The organism is Bifidobacterium crudilactis (genome assembly GCF_000738005.1).
Lineage (GTDB): Bacteria > Actinomycetota > Actinomycetes > Actinomycetales > Bifidobacteriaceae > Bombiscardovia > Bombiscardovia crudilactis.
This window is the reverse complement of the sequence record NZ_JHAL01000002.1, coordinates 566628-583667: the sequence shown is the minus strand read 5'-3', so window position 1 is coordinate 583667 and position 17040 is coordinate 566628. Positions and strand designations below refer to the sequence as shown.

Genomic DNA, 17040 nt, shown 5'->3' with positions numbered 1-17040 from the left:
GAGCCTCCGGATGCAACATACGACAATCCAGCGTTTGTCCAATATGCCGAACGTAACCAGTATCCACTCGTACCATTGCTGCAAGCCCCACCCTCACAACGACGCTTGGTACAGACATCACTAAAATTATTAACCCACCCGACATCCCTAGCGAAATAATACTTCATGTCCCCCAGAGATAATGGGAAAATACGATACTGTCCATGTGATACAGACTGTTCAGTTGTATAGCCCGACGAGCAGCCAGATGACTTCGCACAGACCCCAGAAAGTACCTGTGCATCTCCCAATAGGGATAATTCAAAATCTGAATAGTATTTATTCGAATCCATTGTCTTGGACACCTTCGCAACGCTAGATGCAAACTCGTCCGAATCAAATGAATTATTTGTAGTATGCCCATAAGAGTCGTATTGAACGACGGATGACACCACGTCCTCAGCCCACAATAACGCCTCACCTGAAGTTAGCGAAGTAGTTTTTGACCATCCCCACATGTCCGCTGCGTTATCAGTGGTCGGAGCGTAATTTAATGAGCTATTTAGCTCCCCCGTTCCAATGACAAGATATCTACCGTCATTTTCGACGGTTTCAACATCGCTCAAACCAATCTCAAATACAGGATTCGGCATTCCATCACCGGACTTACCGAACAATATTCGCTGGAATTTTGCTTCTGACACTATAGGAATCTTCATCGGCTGAGCTTCGTTCTTCAAAGAACTGAAATAGCCATCGGGCCCGTAATCACTCGCATCCGCCACTGCTTGAGTCACGGGCATAGACATCAGCGCACCAGTCAACAGCATAAACCCGGCGAGTATGAACGCAGCCACAGCGGATATTCCCCGACTTCGCTCGGAACACCGTAAACGAGCACGAATATCACGCAACCGACCCATAAGAGCACCACCCAACGAAGCGAAAACAGCACCCCCCCCCGCGACCGGCATCAATCAGACGAAACGCCCTGAATCAGCGAAAGGAACATGCAACGAACATGATGGGTAACATCATACATGATGTATAGGTTATGCGATGGCATGACTATCGATTCATTCCTGTGCGAGTAATTTTCAGCTCGGCCATATGCGCCCTGAGTACTTGACAGCTCAATGATCTCGTTCGTCGAGCTGTAAAAACCAGCTCAGCACATGGTTGATGCATCCCAATCAGGCGCAAATCAACGACGGTACGTCAGCGACGGTCTGGTGTGTCCCATTCGGGTTTCCACGAACGCTGCATGCGGTAGGCGCTGTCCCAGAACATGTATTCGTGCTCCACACCGATGCGGAATATCGAATCCAGCTCTTTGAGTCGCTTTGCGCTGAGGTCTCTGGTCTCGTCTTCGATGATGTCCAGCAGCCACACGGCGCTCTGCCAGAAATCATCGGAGGCGTACATCTCCACCCAATCCTGATAAGGATTATTCGGCAAGGTTTCGCTGAAATCCTGGGCCAGACGAGTGCCGTAATCCGCATACACCCATGCGCAGGGCAATACGGCGACCAGCACGTCGACCAAGGGTTTGGCATAGGCAATCGCCAGCATATTCGAGGTGTAAGCCCGTGCGAATGCCGATTGCCTGGCTCCGGCAATCTGCTCACGGGTGATGCCATACCGTTCGATATAGGTCTTATGCACTTGCTCGCGTTCGCCCACGATGGCCTGCTGGACCTGCACCATTCTCTCGATGATGCGGTCGTCCTCGCTTTTCGTCATCGCCAGCGCGTGAACTTTGGCGTAATCGTTGAGATACAGGTAATCCTGAAGCATGTAGAAGGTGAATCGCTCATTGGAGAGCGTCCCCTTACCCAACTCCTGGACGAAGGGCTGCTCATATCCCTGCTGCCACACATCACTGGCGACCTTGTAGAACCTTCGCGCGATTGGTGTGCTGACCGCCCTGCTGAGTTGGTCGAAGGGTATTGGCGTTGCTGCTGAACGTTTCGTTGACATGGCTTGATGCTCCTGTAGTCGAAACTGTGCATCTCGGCACGCTACCAGCCGGATTCGCAGCTCCAGACGTGGTTGTTTGCACAGTTTCGGAAAATAATGCGGATTTGTGAGATTTGCGCGGTTTGTGCGGTTTGTGCGTTTGTATGCTTCAGCGCAGTTCGCGCGGGGCATCGGAGAAGTCGTGAATCGCACCTTCCGCCAAAGCCGAAATGTCCTGCCACTGCTGTTCGGAAGAAGCGTCGAACATGGCCCACGGGTGCATGCCGATGCTTTTCGCGGTGCCGATGCCCACCAGCAAATCCTCGAACACGGTGCAATGTACGGGCGCGACTCCGAGAAGTTCCGCCGCATGCAGATACACGTCCGGATGTTCCTTCCCTTTGCCGCCGGCATCGTCAACACTGCAGATCACGTTGAAATAATCGGTGATGCCGGCATGTTCCAGCGCCGGATTGCGCAGTTCTGGAGGCAATGTGGTGGCGACGGCCAGCGTGGCTCCGCTTTCGCGCAGATACCGCAGATACTCGGCCGCATGTGGCTTCAATTGCACCGTGGTGGCATAGGCTTTCGCCGCCATGTCATTCCACTCCTGCATCAGCTCTTCCGGCGTGTCGTCAAGCCCGAAACGGGCAATGGTATATACCGCGATGTCACGGAATTGCATCGAGGCTACCGTAGAGCCGAAATCATCGGGAATCTCGATGCCGCGCTTCGCCAAGGACTCGGCATCCAGGTCATCCCAGACGCCCATCGAATCAAGCAACGTGCCGTCGAGGTCGAAGATGACGCCCTTGCCCTCATTGAGTTTCTGGCTCATTCGTTCTCCTTGAAGCCTTCGAGTCCATGTGCATACAAATCCCAGAAATGATTCGTCGGCCCATTGCCTTTGCCAAGTTCCAGGGAGTGCATGATGGCCATCGTCACGTATCGCTTGGCTTTCTCGATGGCCTTGTGGAAGGGAAGCCCCAGGGCGAGATTCGACGCAATCGCCGAAGAGTAGGTGCATCCGGTGCCGTGCGTGTTCTTGGTGTGAATGCGCGGAGCCGTGAACTCATAGAAACGCTCACCATCGAACAGCACATCGGTCGCATCCCCGGTGGCGTGGCCACCTTTGACCAGCACGCTGGCGCACCCCATCGCCTGAATCTGGCGGGCCGCCTCACGCTGCGAATCCATATCGGTGATGGACATGCCCGATATGCGCTCCGCTTCGGGGATATTCGGCGTCAGGACATCCGCACGCGGAATCACGGTCTCGATAAGCCATCCGATGCATGACGGGTCCATCAGAGGTGCACCGTTCTTGGCGTACATCACGGGGTCGATGACCACATTCGGAGCCTGATATTCGTTGAGCTTGTCAACCACGACCTTCATGATGTCCGGGCTGTCGAGCATACCGACTTTGACGGCCTTCGGCGGAATATCCTCGAAGACCGCATCTATCTGGTCGGCGATGATGCTCGCATCCACATCCAACACCGAAATCACCCGGGCGGTGTTCTCTGCGACAACTGAGGTGATGACCGACATCGCGAATACGCCATTGGCGCTCATGGATTTGATATCCGCCTGGATGCCCGCTCCACCGGAGCAATCCGACCCCGCAATCGACAGTACGGGTATTAAGCTGCTCATAGCTGTTCCTCCCTACGCTGGTATTAGCCAACAGGTTCTAAGGGTCAGGCCCGGGTGCCGTTCACCCGTTGCCTTTCTCAACTCCTTCGAGTTCCCCTGTAACAAGAATCATCCCGACCGTACCGCCGAAACCCGACAAGGACGGGGTGACCGTGCAAGAGCAGTGATGGCTGGAATTGTCCCTTCCCGAAGAACTCAGGGCAGACTCCCGCCGATGCACACCCACGCCCCGGAAGGCGCTAGAGACTGCTGGATTCCAGAAGCTCCCGGGCGTGGCGAAGAGAAGTCTCGGATTCGCTACCTGCCAGCATGCGGGCAATCTCCCTTTCACGTTGAGAGCCCCGCACCTCCTGGACCACGGTCTGCACTGATGGAATATGCACTGATGGAATATGCCCGTCATTCTCACTGCGGTCGTTGCTCTCGCCATTGCCACGACTGCCTGAGGTCTCGGAGCCCTCAAGCTTCGCTGCCGTCTCATCAACGGGTGCATCGAACACGCCCTTCGATACCACGAACTGCGTATCAGCCCAGGAAGCAACCTGGGGAAGATGCGTCACGACTATCACCTGGGCGCTCCGTGCCAGTTGAGCGAGCCGTCTGCCCAGCTCAACCGCAGATTTGCCGCCAACACCGGCGTCGACCTCATCGAAGATGAACACGCCTTCGTCGTTGTCACCGTGGTGTTCCCCGGAACTACGTTGCGCACCGGAACTACGTTCTGCAGCCACCAATTCGAGAGCAAGCATCAACCTGCTGAGCTCTCCTCCCGAAGCGCTTTTGCCCATCGGCAGACGCGGAGCTCCGGGAAAAGCCGTGAACAGGAATTCGATGTCATCGCATCCGTGAGCGTCGAGAACATCCGACTCATCGCCTTTGCCTGCATCACGGGGACTCACCACAACGTCGAGTACGGAGCCCCGCATGGCCAAGGCAGCCAGCTCGGTACCCACATGCTCACTCAGGCGTTCCGCAGCTTGCCGCCTCACCGAACTGAGTGACCTTGCCGCGGCGAGCGCGCGCCGGAACAGCTCGTCGCGCTCCTCACGCAAGGCTGCCAAGCGCTCAGGGGACGCGTCCATGTCCTGCACATCGTTTTCCGCCTGGTCACGCCATGCCAGCACATCGTCGATGCCAGGCCCCCACCGCTTCGTCAGCTCATCGAGTTCATGGATACGACCGTTGATGGTGTCGAGATCACCCAGGCTGTCCTCGTCATCTATCTGACCGCTCAAAGTGAACACCACATCGCTGATTTCCTGACTCAACGATTTCAAGGTGTCCGCCGCCTGGCCGAAGGGTTCCTTGATGTGGATGTCCTCGAGTGCCCGTGTGGCATCGTCAATCAGCGACAGAGCTCCCTGATGCTGCGCATCCACGTCCATCTGCGAGGGGTCGAGTGCACTCAATGCGGAAGCTACCCCATGTGCGATGGAGGCAGCGTTCTCGATGCGTTCTCTGCGGGATTTCAGCTCCTCGTCCTCGCCTTTATGCGGGTCCACAGCATTGATGCGTTCGATGGATTCACGCAGATAGGTCGCCTGGGCCAGTGCGGCCGCCTGCTCGCCATCCAGCGCCTGAAGTTTGCGGATAATCGCCTGCAAGGCCTCCCATGACTGCGCATACGCCGTCAACTGCTCACTATCATCGGCATATCGGTCGAGAAAGTCACGTTGTCGGGCAGCGGAGGCTATGCGCATGTGATCCGACTGTCCGTGAATGGTAATCATGTGGGCGGCGATGCCCGCCAACACGCTTCGCGGCACTGTGCGCCCGTTCAGCAAAGCTCGTGAGCGACCATGCGCAGGAACCGACCTGGTGAGGTACAGCTCACCGTCATCCCCCACCGCACCGGCATCCTTCGCCAAAGCCTCGGCGGCTGAATCTGATGACACGGCGAACACCGCCTGAGCCCAGACATCGTCCTGTGCTCCTGCAGAAGCCCTGCCCGACTGAATTGCCGCCCCAGATACCAGACGCAGAGCGTCCAGAAGCATCGACTTTCCCGCACCGGTTTCACCTGTGATGGCGGTCATTCCGGCTCGTGGCGACAACACGGCATGGCGTATCGGACCGAGATTGCGTATTTCGAGTTCCTCAAGCATCGCTCATCTTCTTTACCGGCGAATGGTCTGCTGACCTTCGCCTTGCTCCGGTGGCTCAAACCCCTTCAGCCCCTGCTGATTATTCAGCAGACGTCGGGCACCCTTCTGAAATCTGTGTTCTCGCCAGCCAACGACCGGCAAATCGAATTTGGTTACAAGTCGACTCGTGAACGGCACACCGGACAGTCGCGCCAACCGCAGGGTGTCATGCGACTCCCTGACCTCGATATGCGTTCCTCGCGGCAGACCGAGCTGTCTACGCCCGTCACAGCAAATCCAACCATCCGATGTCGATTCGTCGAGAATGTCCAATGAGAACTTCGAATCCGAGCCGATAATCAGTGGCCTGGCGAACAAGGCGTGAGCAGCCAGCGGAACCAACTGCAGAGCCTTGACATCCGGCCAGATAATAGGACCGCCCGCAGAGAAGGCATATGCCGTGGAACCGGTCGGCGTGGCGACGATGACGCCGTCGCAGCTGAAGGAACTCATTTCGACATCGTCCACCCGAATGCTGACCTCGACCATCTTGCCTCGGTCGGAGCGCTCCAGGGTCACGTCGTTCAATGCCCAATCGCTGATGGGTTTCTCGGCACCCGGAAGCCAGACATCGATGTGCGCGATCATTCGAGAATCTATCGAGTAATCATGGGCGGCAATCTTACCCATCGCCTCGCTCATCTGGAAGCTTTCAAATTCCGCAAGAAAGCCGACATGACCCAGATTCACGCCAAGAATGGGAACATTCGTGCATTTGACCAGTTCGGCAGCGCGCAGAATGGTGCCGTCTCCCCCGAGCACCACGACAATCTCCGTATCCTCACTGACCACAGGCGAGGGCGTGCCGAACTCCGGCGCTTCAAGATTGTCGATGATGGACACGGCAAAGCCTGATTGCTTCAACTGTTCGACTGCCTCACGAACAACCGTTCCGCTGCTGCGTAGGCGGCTGTGCGTAACCACTACCGCGTTTCGCTGGCCCATACTGTGGTTCCTTCCTTATCGGGCTCCCGAGCATAGGCCCTGGCCTCGTCCGTCGACCCTACTGCTGATGCACGGATGCACCTATGCGCCGATGTGCGTATTACCCGATGTGCTTGCACCGACGCACTGTCGCCGGTATCAATCCTAAACCACCTGTTATGCAACATGGCTGTGCGTGAAATACGATGCCCATACCTGTTGTGTAGTGATTTCCAAGTAGACAGGCGGTCAGCGAATTCATATTCCGCATGATTCCGCCAAAAACGGTCTTCGCGCGAAGCACATACTCGTGTTCTCTAAGAAAATCCCTACACAGACGTGCAACGACCCGGATTCCACCCCTTCAGGATGCCTGTTCGAGCCATAACAGGAACTCCACATTGCCATGCATTCCGGTTATGGGAGATGGAATGCAGGCTTTGACGGTGAATCCGCACTCGAGTGCACAGGCAACGACACCGTCGACCGCACGATTGCGCAAATCGTCGTCATCGACAATGCCGTGCCTGCCCAGATGCTCCTTGCCCACCTCGAACTGCGGCTTGACCAGCAATACGGCGGGAGCCGTGGGCGGAAGCAAGCGTGCGATGACCGGAATCACGTAGCGCAGGGAGATGAACGATACATCCGAAACCACATAATCGGGTTGAAAAGGCAGATTCTCGAGCTGCACATCACGGATGTTCACCCCTTCCAACACCCTCACGCGCGAATCATCGCGGATACGTCCGATGAGCTGACCATGACCGACATCGAGGGCGATAACCTCTGCGGCTCCGAGCCTTAGCAGCACATCGGTGAACCCACCCGTGGAAGCGCCGATATCCAGACCACGACGACCTCCGGGAGATGGCAGGCCCATGGGAACGAAATGCTCCAATGCGCCCAGAAGTTTGTACGCGCCACGGGATGCGTAATCATCGCCTTTATCAATCGTCACCTCGTCATCAGCGCTCACCCGTTGCGCAGCTTTGCCGGCCAGAACGCCGTTGACCTTCACCGCGCCCTTGTCGATAAGCCGCTGGGCTCGGGTTCTGGAATCCGCCAGTCCACGCGCCACGATTGCTGAATCAAGACGGTGCAGAGTATCGCCTGCACCGGCACCGGTATTCGGCATATCAACTCCTGTGCTGCTGCAGTTCCTGCTCCAAAGTCCGCAAAACCTCGGAGTAGGAGGCAATCTGCGTGTCGAAGTCCTGTTCCTCGATGCCGTCCAGCCCGGGGAAGCGCTCAAACACGGATTCCTCGAGCGCTTCTGCCTGGGTCGGCCGCGTTTCGTCCGGCTTGTGTCCTGCGATGTCGTCCGTCATGACTCCCCCGAATCTCAGATGTCGAGCAAAGCGGAGGGAATGCTCAACTCGGCAGGATCGAATGCGCCGCCGGCGGCATCCACCGTCTCCCACACGGCACAGCAAGCGGCACGCAAGGCATCGAGACCGTCGTCCGATTGACCGGAGACCTGCTCTGCCGCAGCGAGCCGTATCGCTCCGTCAGCCACGGAAGCCACGGACCCGCCGCACTGCCATGAGCCATCTGCATTGCGCAGAGGCAGAGGATGCGTCATATTCAATCCACGCAAATCACGGGCTATGAAGGTCGGTCGCTGAATCATCGGAGCGGTGAGAATCTGACGGGGGTCTGCAACGCCCGTCAACACCACCAGCGAGTCGTATCCGCCTCGGTTGGCCGCCTCGATGTCTGTGTCAAGACGATCCCCGACCGGCAGGGATTTGGCCACGGGGACGATGTCATCCGTTGCGGAGAACAGCACGCGGGCCTCGTCGTACATGGCTGATTCGGGTTTGCCCGCCGAAGCGACAGGCTGCTTTCCGGTCGCCGCGATAACGGCCAGTTGCAAGGCTCCGTTACCTGGGGCGATGCCCTGCTCACGTGGAATGGTGAGATCACGATTCGTCACATAGTATTCGGCGCCGCCCTCAATGGCATACGCTGCCTGCGCGAGTTCATTGAAGCTCAGGTCGGCATGCCACGACTGCAGTACCACGTCCGGATGCTCATCGGCATCGTCCACGACGACCAGACCGGCTTTGCGCAGCTCGTCCCGCAGATGTTCCGCTCCGACGACGTAGACTTTAGTGCCGGGCGCGAAACGATCCGCCAGCATGCGTGCCGCGACGATCGCCGAAGTGATGATCTGGTCATCACCCAGACTCAGCCCGAAACCTCGAAGCTGGTCGGCTACCGTGCTCGGAAAACGAGAGGGATTATTGGTCGTGTACGAGGCACGCATACCCAGTCGTTCCGATGCCGCGATAGCTTCGGACGCATGCTCCACAGGATTCTTGCCCCTGTAGACCACACCATCCAAATCCAGCAGCGACAAGGCGTAATTCGAGGCCAAAGGGCCCTCAGTGCCCAGAATGTAGCGACTCATGACCGCCTCCGAAAACCGCCGTCTTCTGCTTCGATGCCAATCTGTTCCAGTTCGCTGTCCGACAGCTTTTCAAGGTCGTAATCCACGGCGACGTCCTGTGAGCTTTCCTCGTCATCCTCGTCGGCATACTGGGCTTCGAGCTTGTCCAGAAGCGGTTCGAGCGCAAGCGCGTCCTCGCTGCGGCCATTCTGCTCCAGGAAGTTCTGCTCAGCCTGTACGGCCCTCATACGGTATCCGCCGGAAAGACCTTTCGCCAGGGACAGGGTGTGCACCGTTTCAATGGCCTTATCCCACAGACCGAGGTCACCCAATGCACCCGCGTACACCAGGAACATCTCCGCTTTGGCATCACCCTGCAACTGCTTCGACTCTTCGGAGGAAGCCACCTCGATGGCTTTGCGGGGGTTGCCGAGTCCACGTTCGCAATCCGCCATGAAAGGCAGATAATCCAGATACCCGTTCATGCGGTAGGCGGTACGGAACTCCTTCAAGGCCAGCTTGTAATCGCCCTGACGATAGGCGATGAATGCGAGCGTCTCGCGGGCCAGGTCGATGCGTGAAGCCTGACGGGCAATCCACTTGGCGTGTTCCAGCGCCAGCTCGGGTTCCTCCTCCTCGATGGAATACGCGGCAAGCATGTGAAGACCGACGTTCTCGGCATGCTCCTTGCTCAGACCGCGAAGACGTTCCTTCTCGTCCTTGGAGAGCATCGACCATTCCATGCCTTTCGGCATTTTCGGCTCTCCGGGACGGCGGTCCGTATACGGGTTCTGCGATGGGAAGGATATGGTGCCATCGGAGTTGCGTCGTGGCTTGTCAAGGCGCTGCGCGTTGTCGCCGCTATGCTCCGTGCTGCGTTCATCGCGACGCTGATACCCGCCACGGTCGCCGCGGTCATGGTGATTATTGCGTTCACCGTATCCGCCGCGGCCGTCATGGCGACGGTACTCACCATGATTCTGGCCACCGTCATGCCGTGGGCCGTTGCCGCGATTATTATCGCGATCGTTGCCACGGCGGTCGTAGCTACGACGATTGTCGCCGCCACCACGATAGTTGCCGTGCTGGCCGCCTTCACGACGGAATGAACCGCGCTGCTCTCCGCCGCGACGATCCTCACCTCGTGAGTCGCCGCGCGAATCGCCGCGGTACCCCCTGCTCCGATTGTCATCGTCCCGTCTCGGGGAACGATGTTCATTGTCCCTATGCGAATTGAAACGACGCTCACCGTCGCGATTGTCGTAGTCTCGACGTGGACGGTATCCTTCCCTGCGCTGACCTCCACGCTGACCTTCGCTTCGCTGCCCGTCACCGTTGCGACGGCCATATGAGCCATGCTCGCTGTTGCGCCCCTCACCGTCACGACGTGGACGGAATCCGCCACGGGTTGACGAGGAATCACGACGTGAATCATGCTCTCTGCGATCCGCACCGTCACGCTTGTGGAAGTCTCTGCCACCGCCCTGCCCCTGCGAGGAACCGTGAGAGCGCGAACCGTAGGATTTCTCCCCGTCGCGACGCGGACGTCTGTCAGGTCCATCCGAATGGAAACCCGCGCCTTTGCCCTTGTATGACCCTTTGCCCTTGTATGACGCAGATGAGCCACGACGGTCATCACCACGGTAGCCACCCGACGACTTATGCTCGCCGTAGGACTTGCGCTCACCGTATGATTTGCGCTCACCGTAGGACTTATGTTCGCCAGACGACTTATGTTCGCCCGAAGAACGACGGTCACCATAAGACTTGCGTTCACCATAGGACTTGCGTTCTCCGGAAGAACGATGCTCACCGTAAGGACGGCGCGCCTTTCCGTGAGAGTACCCGCCCTGTGAACGACCGCCCGATCGAGACTGCCCCCCGCGCCCTGATGCGCCGCTATCTTCTGCCATGTTCATCCTTATCCTCGATAATTCACTGGGCGGAATCATTCACCGCACAGCATCGTTCTCTGCGTTATCCCCATCACGGCAATACCGGCCTTGATAGGCTTTACACTCTGTTCAGGAGCGTTCCAACGCTCCAAGCGCCTTTTTCCCGCGTCGCAGCAACGCAAATCTTCCGTGCAGAAAATCCTCTTCCTGCAGTACCGCATCGGAGTCCTCAACACGCACGTTATTCACGTAGACACCCCCGGAAGCGATGGTCTTGCGCGCCTCCGAAACGGAACGGAACAACTTCGCCGCAACGGCAGCGTTAACGATGCGATCCCCGGTTCCCGCCTTCGCAAAGCTCTTGACACCCTCGTCATCGCTGACTTTGAGGCCGTCCAGCGCACCTTCAAGTGTGAATTCATCGATGTCGTGAACATCCCCACCGCGACCGAAAAGGGATGATGAGGCGTCGATTGCCTGCTGTGCCGCCTGCTCGCCGTGCACGAAACTCGTGACCTCCCAGGCGAGCACACGTTGAGATTCACGGGCGCCGGGGTTGTCCTGCGTGGACCGCTCGAGTTCCTCGATACGCTCCTTGGGCAGGAAGGTGAAATATTTCAGCAGTTTCACCACCTGATCGTCCGGCTGGTTGAACCAGAACTGGTAGAAGCGGTATGGGCTGAGCATGGTCGGGTCGAGCCAGATGGCTCCGCCTTCCGACTTGCCGAATTTTTTGCCTTGCGCATCTGTGATCAACGGGCTCGTCATCACATTGACCGTCGCACCGCGAACCTTGCGAATCAGGTCAAGGCCCGAGGTCAGGTTCCCCCACTGGTCATTGCCGCCTACCTGCAACTTGCAGTCGTAGGCGTCGAAGAGATGCAGGTAATCGTTGCCCTGCAGCACCTGATAGCTGAATTCGGCGAAGGATATGCCGTCATCCGATGCCAGGCGCTTGGCCACCGTCTCCTTGCTCAGCATGGTGCCGACGCGGAAGTTCTTGCCCACATCCCGCAGGAAGTCTATGACGGACATGGTCGAAGTCCAGTCATAGTTGTTCACGAAGCTGACGGCATTGTCGCCGTCGCCATCGAGGAAACGGCTAATCTGGGTTTTCAACTGCTCCACCCAACCCTGAACCACTTCCTTGGGATTGAGCTTGCGTTCACCGGACTGGCGCGGATCACCGATAAGGCCGGTCGTTCCTCCGACCAGTGCCAGAGGATGATGTCCGGCGGCCTGAAGGTGACGCATCACCAACAATTGCACCAGATTGCCGATGTGCAGGGAGGGCGCTGTGGGATCGAAGCCGCAATAATAGGTGATTGGCCCGCTTTCGAGAGTCTTGCGCAATTCCTGCATATCCGTGGATTGCGCGATCAGTCCTCGCCATTCGAGCTCATCAAGGACGGAGTCGAACCCTGCTTCCTTGAAATTTCTCACCTGAGACATTCGCTGTTGCCATACCCTTTCCTGTTATCAAACGCCGGCCGCTTAGGACCTTTTTCGCCACTTAAGTCTGACAGTAGATAGCGACAGCCCACCCCAAACTTGCAAGCAAGAGATAACTGCACTAAAAGGACAGCTTTTCGAGTAAAAAACCGATGATTTGCTGTCCTTTTAGTGCAGTTATCGTAGATTCCTATGCCGTTCGGCGATGCGGAGCGGGTTTGGGGTGATTCTTGGCGGTGAAATGGGCGGATGTGACCTTCCAAACGGTCACGGTGGCGAGCTGACGTTCGGTGAACCGTACATCGGGCATATGCGCCTGTTTCGCCATCAGCAATGACAAGGCAGTATTCGCCTCATCGAAGTCATCGACCACGCTTGCCACACCCGTTCCGATAATCGAAGTGAAGGATTCACTCCAATTGCATGCGGTTCGCCCCTCGATCACTTCGCAGTCGCATTCCATTTCAAACGCCACATCCAAGGCATTGCCTGCCGCTCGCATCGCATCGATCTTGCGACCGTGCAAGGCCGAATGCAGGAACAGCGTCAACGAGGGCGAGGCCTCATTCGTACCTGCGCCGAAACCATCATCGGTACCGGGGTTGTAGCTGTAGCCGAAATTGACCGGAACAATGCTCAGCCCCTCGTCATCCTGATAGGCGATGCGCACGATGTCGCAACCATCGAGAATCGCCCGAATCTCCTCGGGTTCGGTGACTTCTCTATCCGCACGACGCATCCGGCGATGCTGCCCAGCCACTGTATGCTCGTGGTCTCGCCGCGTGCTTTCACGACGGGTCTGAACGCCAAGGTCCGCCCCGGCGCCGTGCACGGCTTGCGCCCCAGCCTGATTAGCGCTCATCGCTGTTTCGTCAGCCATTAATTCCCCCTAAAGTCATGAACCAGAAGGCTCAATCGATACCCTTCCGCAAGTTCGGCAGCAATCCCAATTCTCAGAGCAGGGCCTCCGGACGCTTGTACGCGCTGCCTTCGCTGGTCGATTCGGCGAAGGCCTTAAGCTCCTCCATCACGGCACACGCCGACACGATTTGTTCCCTGACCCGCTCGGGCGCCGTTCCCCCCTTGCCGTTTCGAGCATCAGCCGAACCCTGAGCGGACAACACCGCACGTACGCCAGCCGACTGCCCTGCCGGCAGGAAATCCTTGAACACGTCGGCGAAATCCTCGTCGCTGAGATCCCACAGTTCCTGAGCGCGACCCTCGGCAAGCTTCACGCATGCTCCTGAAAGCTCATGCGCGTGACGGAAGGGCACGCCTTGCTTCACCAGCCATTCGGCGATATCGGTGGCCAGAGCGAAACCGGTCGGGGCTTCGGCCGCCAAACGCTCATGATCGAAGCTCATGGTCTCGACCATGCCGGTGAAGGCCGGAAGGAGCACCTCCAAGGTATCGACCTGGTCGAACACCGCCTCCTTGTCTTCCTGCAAATCCCTGGCATAGGCGGTCGGCAGTCCCTTGAGGGTCGCCAGCAGACCGGTGAGATCGCCAATCAAACGACCGGCCTTCCCGCGCGCCAGCTCCGCGATGTCCGGGTTCTTCTTCTGCGGCATAATCGACGATCCGGTGGAATACGCATCGTCGAGACGGACGAAGGCGAACTCCTGGGTGTTCCATATGATGATTTCCTCGCTGAGCCGCGAGATGTCCACGCCTGCCATGGCGGCGACGAAGGCGAATTCAGCCACGGAGTCTCTGGCAGCGGTACCGTCGATGGAGTTGTCGGTCACTTTGGAGAATCCCAGCTCCTTCGCGACGGCCTCGGGATCGAGTCCCAAGGTGTTCCCTGCCAATGCACCCGAGCCGTATGGGCTGGCATCCGCTCGCGTATCCCAATCCACCAGACGTTGCACATCGCGCAACAGGGGCCAGGCATGCGCCATCAGCTGATGGGCCAGCAAAACCGGCTGCGCATGCTGCATATGCGTTCGGCCTGGCATCACCGCATCCCCGGCCTCTTGCGCCTGCTGCAGCAGAGCCGCAACGAGCTTGAGCAGCAAGCCAGCCACCACGCGAGAATGACGACGCAACCACATACGAATCAATGCGGCAATCTGGTCGTTGCGGGACCGACCGGCCCGCAATTTACCGCCCAGCTCATCGCCCGCGATGGCCAACAAACCGCGCTCCAAGGCGGTGGCCTCGTCCTCGTCGGACTCCTGCGGCACGAAGCTGCCGTCATCGACATGACGCTGCAGCTCATCCAGCGCCGTCTCCATATCGTTGAGTTCCTGCTCGGTGAGCAGTCCGGCGCGACCGAGCGCTCTGGCATGAGCACGAGAACCAGCGATATCGTCGTCGGCAAGACGCCAATCGAATTGCGTGGACTTGCTCAATGCCGCCAACTGCGCGGATGGCCCAGAGGTGAAGCGCCCACCCCACAGTGCGAGTCTGCCTTCATCCTGTTGGGATTGCTCGGTCATGAATCGTCTCCTCGTCAACTCGATATCCTGATACACGCCACACCCCTGTTGCCAGGTCCTGCGCATTCCGCCCTGCAGAATATGCCTGCGCTGAGGATTCGGTGTGCGAATCCCTGCCGGCTTGCACGACGGCAGGGATTCTCTGACACTACTGCATCTTCTTCAACTTACTTCACGCTGCAACGTCACATCGCAACCACACGTTGCAACGTCACCGTGCTACTTGACTTCGCCCTGGGGCACTTCCACGCCATTGCCGAAGCGGACGTCGCGAGCTGCTGCGACCTTGCTGGGCAGACCGTAGATCTCGATGAATCCATTCGATGCCTTCTGGTCGAAGGAATCGCCGGATTCGTAAGTCGCCAGGCTGTAGTCATACAGAGAGGAATTAGAACGACGTCCTGTCACCACGGCACGACCACCGTGCAGCACCATGCGAATCTCACCGGACACATACTCCTGCGTGTCCTTGATGAAGGCCATAAGGGACTTCACGGCAGGCGAATACCACTGTGCGTCGTATACCAGCTCGCCCCAACGCTTGTCGATGTCACGCTTGAGGCGATGCTGCTCACGCTCCAGGCAGCAGTTCTCCAGCTCGTCATGGGCTGTGATCAGAGCGATTGCGCCAGGTGCTTCGTAAAGCTCGCGCGACTTGATGCCTACCAGACGGTCCTCGATCAAGTCGATGCGTCCGATGCCCTGCGCGCCCGCACGGCGGTTCATCTCTTCGATGGCCTGCAAGGGAGTGACCTGACGGCCATCGATCTTGACGGGAATGCCCTTCTCGAACTCGATGACCACTTCATCCTCGACCGGCGGGAAGGCAGGGTCGTCGGTGTAGGAATACACGTCCTTCGTCGGCCCGTTCCACGGATCCTCGAGATAGCCTGTCTCGATGGCACGTCCCCACACATTCTGGTCGATGGAGTACGGGCTTTTCTCGGTCTGCTCGATCGGAAGCTTATGCTCCTTGGCATAGGCGATCTCCACGTCACGCATCAGACCAAGGTCACGGATGGGACTGATTGCCTTGAGCGTCGGGTCGATGGACATAATCGATACCTCGAAACGGACCTGATCGTTGCCCTTCCCGGTGCAGCCATGCGCGATGGTATCCGCACCGAACTGGTGGGCGGCACGAACCAGATGCTTGGTGATCAACGGCCTCGAGATGGCCGATACCAGCGGGTAGACGCCTTCATACATGGCGTTCGCCTGCAATGCCGGCATGCAGTATTCGTTGGCGAACTCGTCACGGGCATCCACGATGTACGATTCCACGGCACCGCAGGCCAGTGCACGCTCCTTGATGGTCTCCAGGCGTTCACCGCCCTGACCGACGTCGAGCGATACCGCCACGACGTCCTTACCGGTCTGGTCCTTGAGATACGGGATGGCGACGGAGGTGTCGAGACCTCCCGAGTACGCCAGCACGATGCGATTCTTGTTGGTCATTGCTGCCCTTTCCTTGCATATGGTTCAAGTGTTGCAAAAGATACAGACTCCGATGAACCCCTTTTCCGGAGTCTGCGACATTCTTGGATGGCGGTGAATCTATCCGTTCTCGCCTTTGGCGTGCGGACCATCACCGCCGGACGCCAGATTCAGCAGCCATGACGCCCGCTGGATGGCGGTGTCGTTGTCGCTGGTGATGGCCATCACCGTGTCGTCGCCGGCGATGGTGCCCAGGATGCCGTCGATGGGTTGACGGTCGAGCACGCTGGCGACGTATTGCGCGGCACCTGATGGGGTGTGCACCACCACGAGATTCTGCGCCGAGGCCACCGAGGTCACCAGGCCGGAAAGGACCCGTGACATCTGCTGCTCGAATTTGCTCATTGCCGTCCAGTTCTGCATCCCGTCCTCATGGTCCTGGGCCGTCTCCTGCGAGATTCTGGTATTGAGCGCAACCTCGTGTTGCAGGCCCGGAACCGTGTAGCAGACGGAGCCATCCGCAATGCGAATCTTTGTGGCGTGCATTTCGTCGAGGTCACGGCTCAATGTGGCCTGCGTGACCTCGATGCCTTGGGATGCAAGCACGTCGGCGAGCTGCTGCTGCGAGGTGATGATGTGCTGCGCAAGCACGTCCTGAATCGCACTGTGCCGTGCCGCACGGGTCGTCGGCCGTTGCAGCGGCATCGAAGGTTCTCCGCTCACCATGTCACCTCCTTGCAATCCGTCATCGTCAG

The 17040-nt window shown here is 58.2% G+C and carries 14 protein-coding genes and 1 riboswitch; all 14 genes read right to left on the bottom strand.

The features are described from left to right. Positions 1-1197: 1197 nt before the first annotated feature. Complete coding sequence (gene tenA / locus DB51_RS04680; protein ID WP_034252213.1) at positions 1198-1959, bottom strand: thiaminase II; 762 nt, start codon at positions 1957-1959, stop codon at positions 1198-1200. Between the two features lie 148 nt (positions 1960-2107). Beyond that, positions 2108-2776 (bottom strand): HAD family hydrolase, encoded by a 669-nt coding sequence (locus tag DB51_RS04675; protein ID WP_034252212.1) that lies wholly within the window; start codon positions 2774-2776, stop codon positions 2108-2110. Beyond that, the gene (gene thiD / locus DB51_RS04670; RefSeq protein WP_034252210.1) at positions 2773-3597 is read right to left on the bottom strand and encodes a bifunctional hydroxymethylpyrimidine kinase/phosphomethylpyrimidine kinase; all 825 of its coding nucleotides are present in this window, start codon (positions 3595-3597) and stop codon (positions 2773-2775) included. The genes DB51_RS04675 and thiD overlap by 4 nt, the downstream gene beginning before the upstream one ends. Continuing rightward, positions 3590-3705: riboswitch (TPP riboswitch) on the bottom strand. Its footprint overlaps the gene before it by 8 nt. A 131-nt stretch (positions 3706-3836) precedes the next feature. Next, on the bottom strand, positions 3837-5702 hold the full coding sequence (gene recN, locus DB51_RS04665; protein ID WP_034252207.1) for a DNA repair protein RecN: 1866 nt from the start codon (positions 5700-5702) through the stop codon (positions 3837-3839). Positions 5703-5714: 12 nt separating this feature from the next. Then, entirely contained in the window at positions 5715-6686 is a 972-nt protein-coding gene (locus tag DB51_RS04660; RefSeq protein ID WP_084674559.1) for an NAD kinase, read from the bottom strand. A 343-nt stretch (positions 6687-7029) separates the two neighbouring features. Then, entirely contained in the window at positions 7030-7803 is a 774-nt protein-coding gene (locus DB51_RS04655; RefSeq protein WP_034252206.1) for a TlyA family RNA methyltransferase, read from the bottom strand. Between the two features lies 1 nt (position 7804). After that, positions 7805-7996, bottom strand: a complete 192-nt coding sequence (locus DB51_RS04650) for a hypothetical protein (RefSeq protein ID WP_034252205.1) — start codon at positions 7994-7996, stop codon at positions 7805-7807. 14 nt (positions 7997-8010) lie between these two features. Further along, positions 8011-9081, bottom strand: coding sequence for an HAD-IIA family hydrolase (locus DB51_RS04645; protein WP_034252201.1), 1071 nt, complete (start codon positions 9079-9081; stop codon positions 8011-8013). Then, positions 9078-10973 carry a hypothetical protein gene (locus DB51_RS04640; RefSeq protein ID WP_156958227.1) on the bottom strand — a complete coding sequence of 632 codons (1896 nt, stop codon included), beginning with the start codon at positions 10971-10973 and terminating at the stop codon, positions 9078-9080. The genes DB51_RS04645 and DB51_RS04640 overlap by 4 nt, the downstream gene beginning before the upstream one ends. 111 nt (positions 10974-11084) lie before the next feature. Beyond that, positions 11085-12407: a tyrosine--tRNA ligase gene (gene tyrS / locus DB51_RS04635; RefSeq protein WP_034252199.1), complete on the bottom strand. Its 1323-nt coding sequence runs from the start codon at positions 12405-12407 to the stop codon at positions 11085-11087. 190 nt (positions 12408-12597) lie between these two features. Beyond that, positions 12598-13287, bottom strand: coding sequence for a pyridoxamine 5'-phosphate oxidase family protein (locus DB51_RS04630; RefSeq protein ID WP_238548306.1), 690 nt, complete (start codon positions 13285-13287; stop codon positions 12598-12600). A 73-nt stretch (positions 13288-13360) separates the two neighbouring features. Further along, positions 13361-14848: an argininosuccinate lyase gene (argH, locus tag DB51_RS04625; protein ID WP_034253792.1), complete on the bottom strand. Its 1488-nt coding sequence runs from the start codon at positions 14846-14848 to the stop codon at positions 13361-13363. 219 nt (positions 14849-15067) lie between these two features. Continuing rightward, positions 15068-16306 (bottom strand): argininosuccinate synthase, encoded by a 1239-nt coding sequence (locus tag DB51_RS04620; RefSeq protein ID WP_034252196.1) that lies wholly within the window; start codon positions 16304-16306, stop codon positions 15068-15070. Positions 16307-16405: 99 nt separating this feature from the next. Further along, complete coding sequence (locus DB51_RS04615) at positions 16406-17011, bottom strand: arginine repressor (protein ID WP_034252194.1); 606 nt, start codon at positions 17009-17011, stop codon at positions 16406-16408. Between the last annotated feature and the right edge of the window lie 29 nt (positions 17012-17040).

What these genes read in the sequence shown, in the direction of transcription:
- tenA (WP_034252213.1), bottom strand. Translation starts at nt 1,959, where the DNA reads ATGTCAACGAAACGTTCAGCAGCAACGCCAATACCCTTCGACCAACTC.
- DB51_RS04675 (WP_034252212.1), bottom strand. Translation starts at nt 2,776, where the DNA reads ATGAGCCAGAAACTCAATGAGGGCAAGGGCGTCATCTTCGACCTCGAC.
- thiD (WP_034252210.1), bottom strand. Translation starts at nt 3,597, where the DNA reads ATGAGCAGCTTAATACCCGTACTGTCGATTGCGGGGTCGGATTGCTCC.
- recN (WP_034252207.1), bottom strand. Translation starts at nt 5,702, where the DNA reads ATGCTTGAGGAACTCGAAATACGCAATCTCGGTCCGATACGCCATGCC.
- DB51_RS04660 (WP_084674559.1), bottom strand. Translation starts at nt 6,686, where the DNA reads ATGGGCCAGCGAAACGCGGTAGTGGTTACGCACAGCCGCCTACGCAGC.
- DB51_RS04655 (WP_034252206.1), bottom strand. Translation starts at nt 7,803, where the DNA reads ATGCCGAATACCGGTGCCGGTGCAGGCGATACTCTGCACCGTCTTGAT.
- DB51_RS04650 (WP_034252205.1), bottom strand. Translation starts at nt 7,996, where the DNA reads ATGACGGACGACATCGCAGGACACAAGCCGGACGAAACGCGGCCGACC.
- DB51_RS04645 (WP_034252201.1), bottom strand. Translation starts at nt 9,081, where the DNA reads ATGAGTCGCTACATTCTGGGCACTGAGGGCCCTTTGGCCTCGAATTAC.
- DB51_RS04640 (WP_156958227.1), bottom strand. Translation starts at nt 10,973, where the DNA reads ATGGCAGAAGATAGCGGCGCATCAGGGCGCGGGGGGCAGTCTCGATCG.
- tyrS (WP_034252199.1), bottom strand. Translation starts at nt 12,407, where the DNA reads ATGTCTCAGGTGAGAAATTTCAAGGAAGCAGGGTTCGACTCCGTCCTT.
- DB51_RS04630 (WP_238548306.1), bottom strand. Translation starts at nt 13,287, where the DNA reads ATGGCTGACGAAACAGCGATGAGCGCTAATCAGGCTGGGGCGCAAGCC.
- argH (WP_034253792.1), bottom strand. Translation starts at nt 14,848, where the DNA reads ATGACCGAGCAATCCCAACAGGATGAAGGCAGACTCGCACTGTGGGGT.
- DB51_RS04620 (WP_034252196.1), bottom strand. Translation starts at nt 16,306, where the DNA reads ATGACCAACAAGAATCGCATCGTGCTGGCGTACTCGGGAGGTCTCGAC.
- DB51_RS04615 (WP_034252194.1), bottom strand. Translation starts at nt 17,011, where the DNA reads ATGGTGAGCGGAGAACCTTCGATGCCGCTGCAACGGCCGACGACCCGT.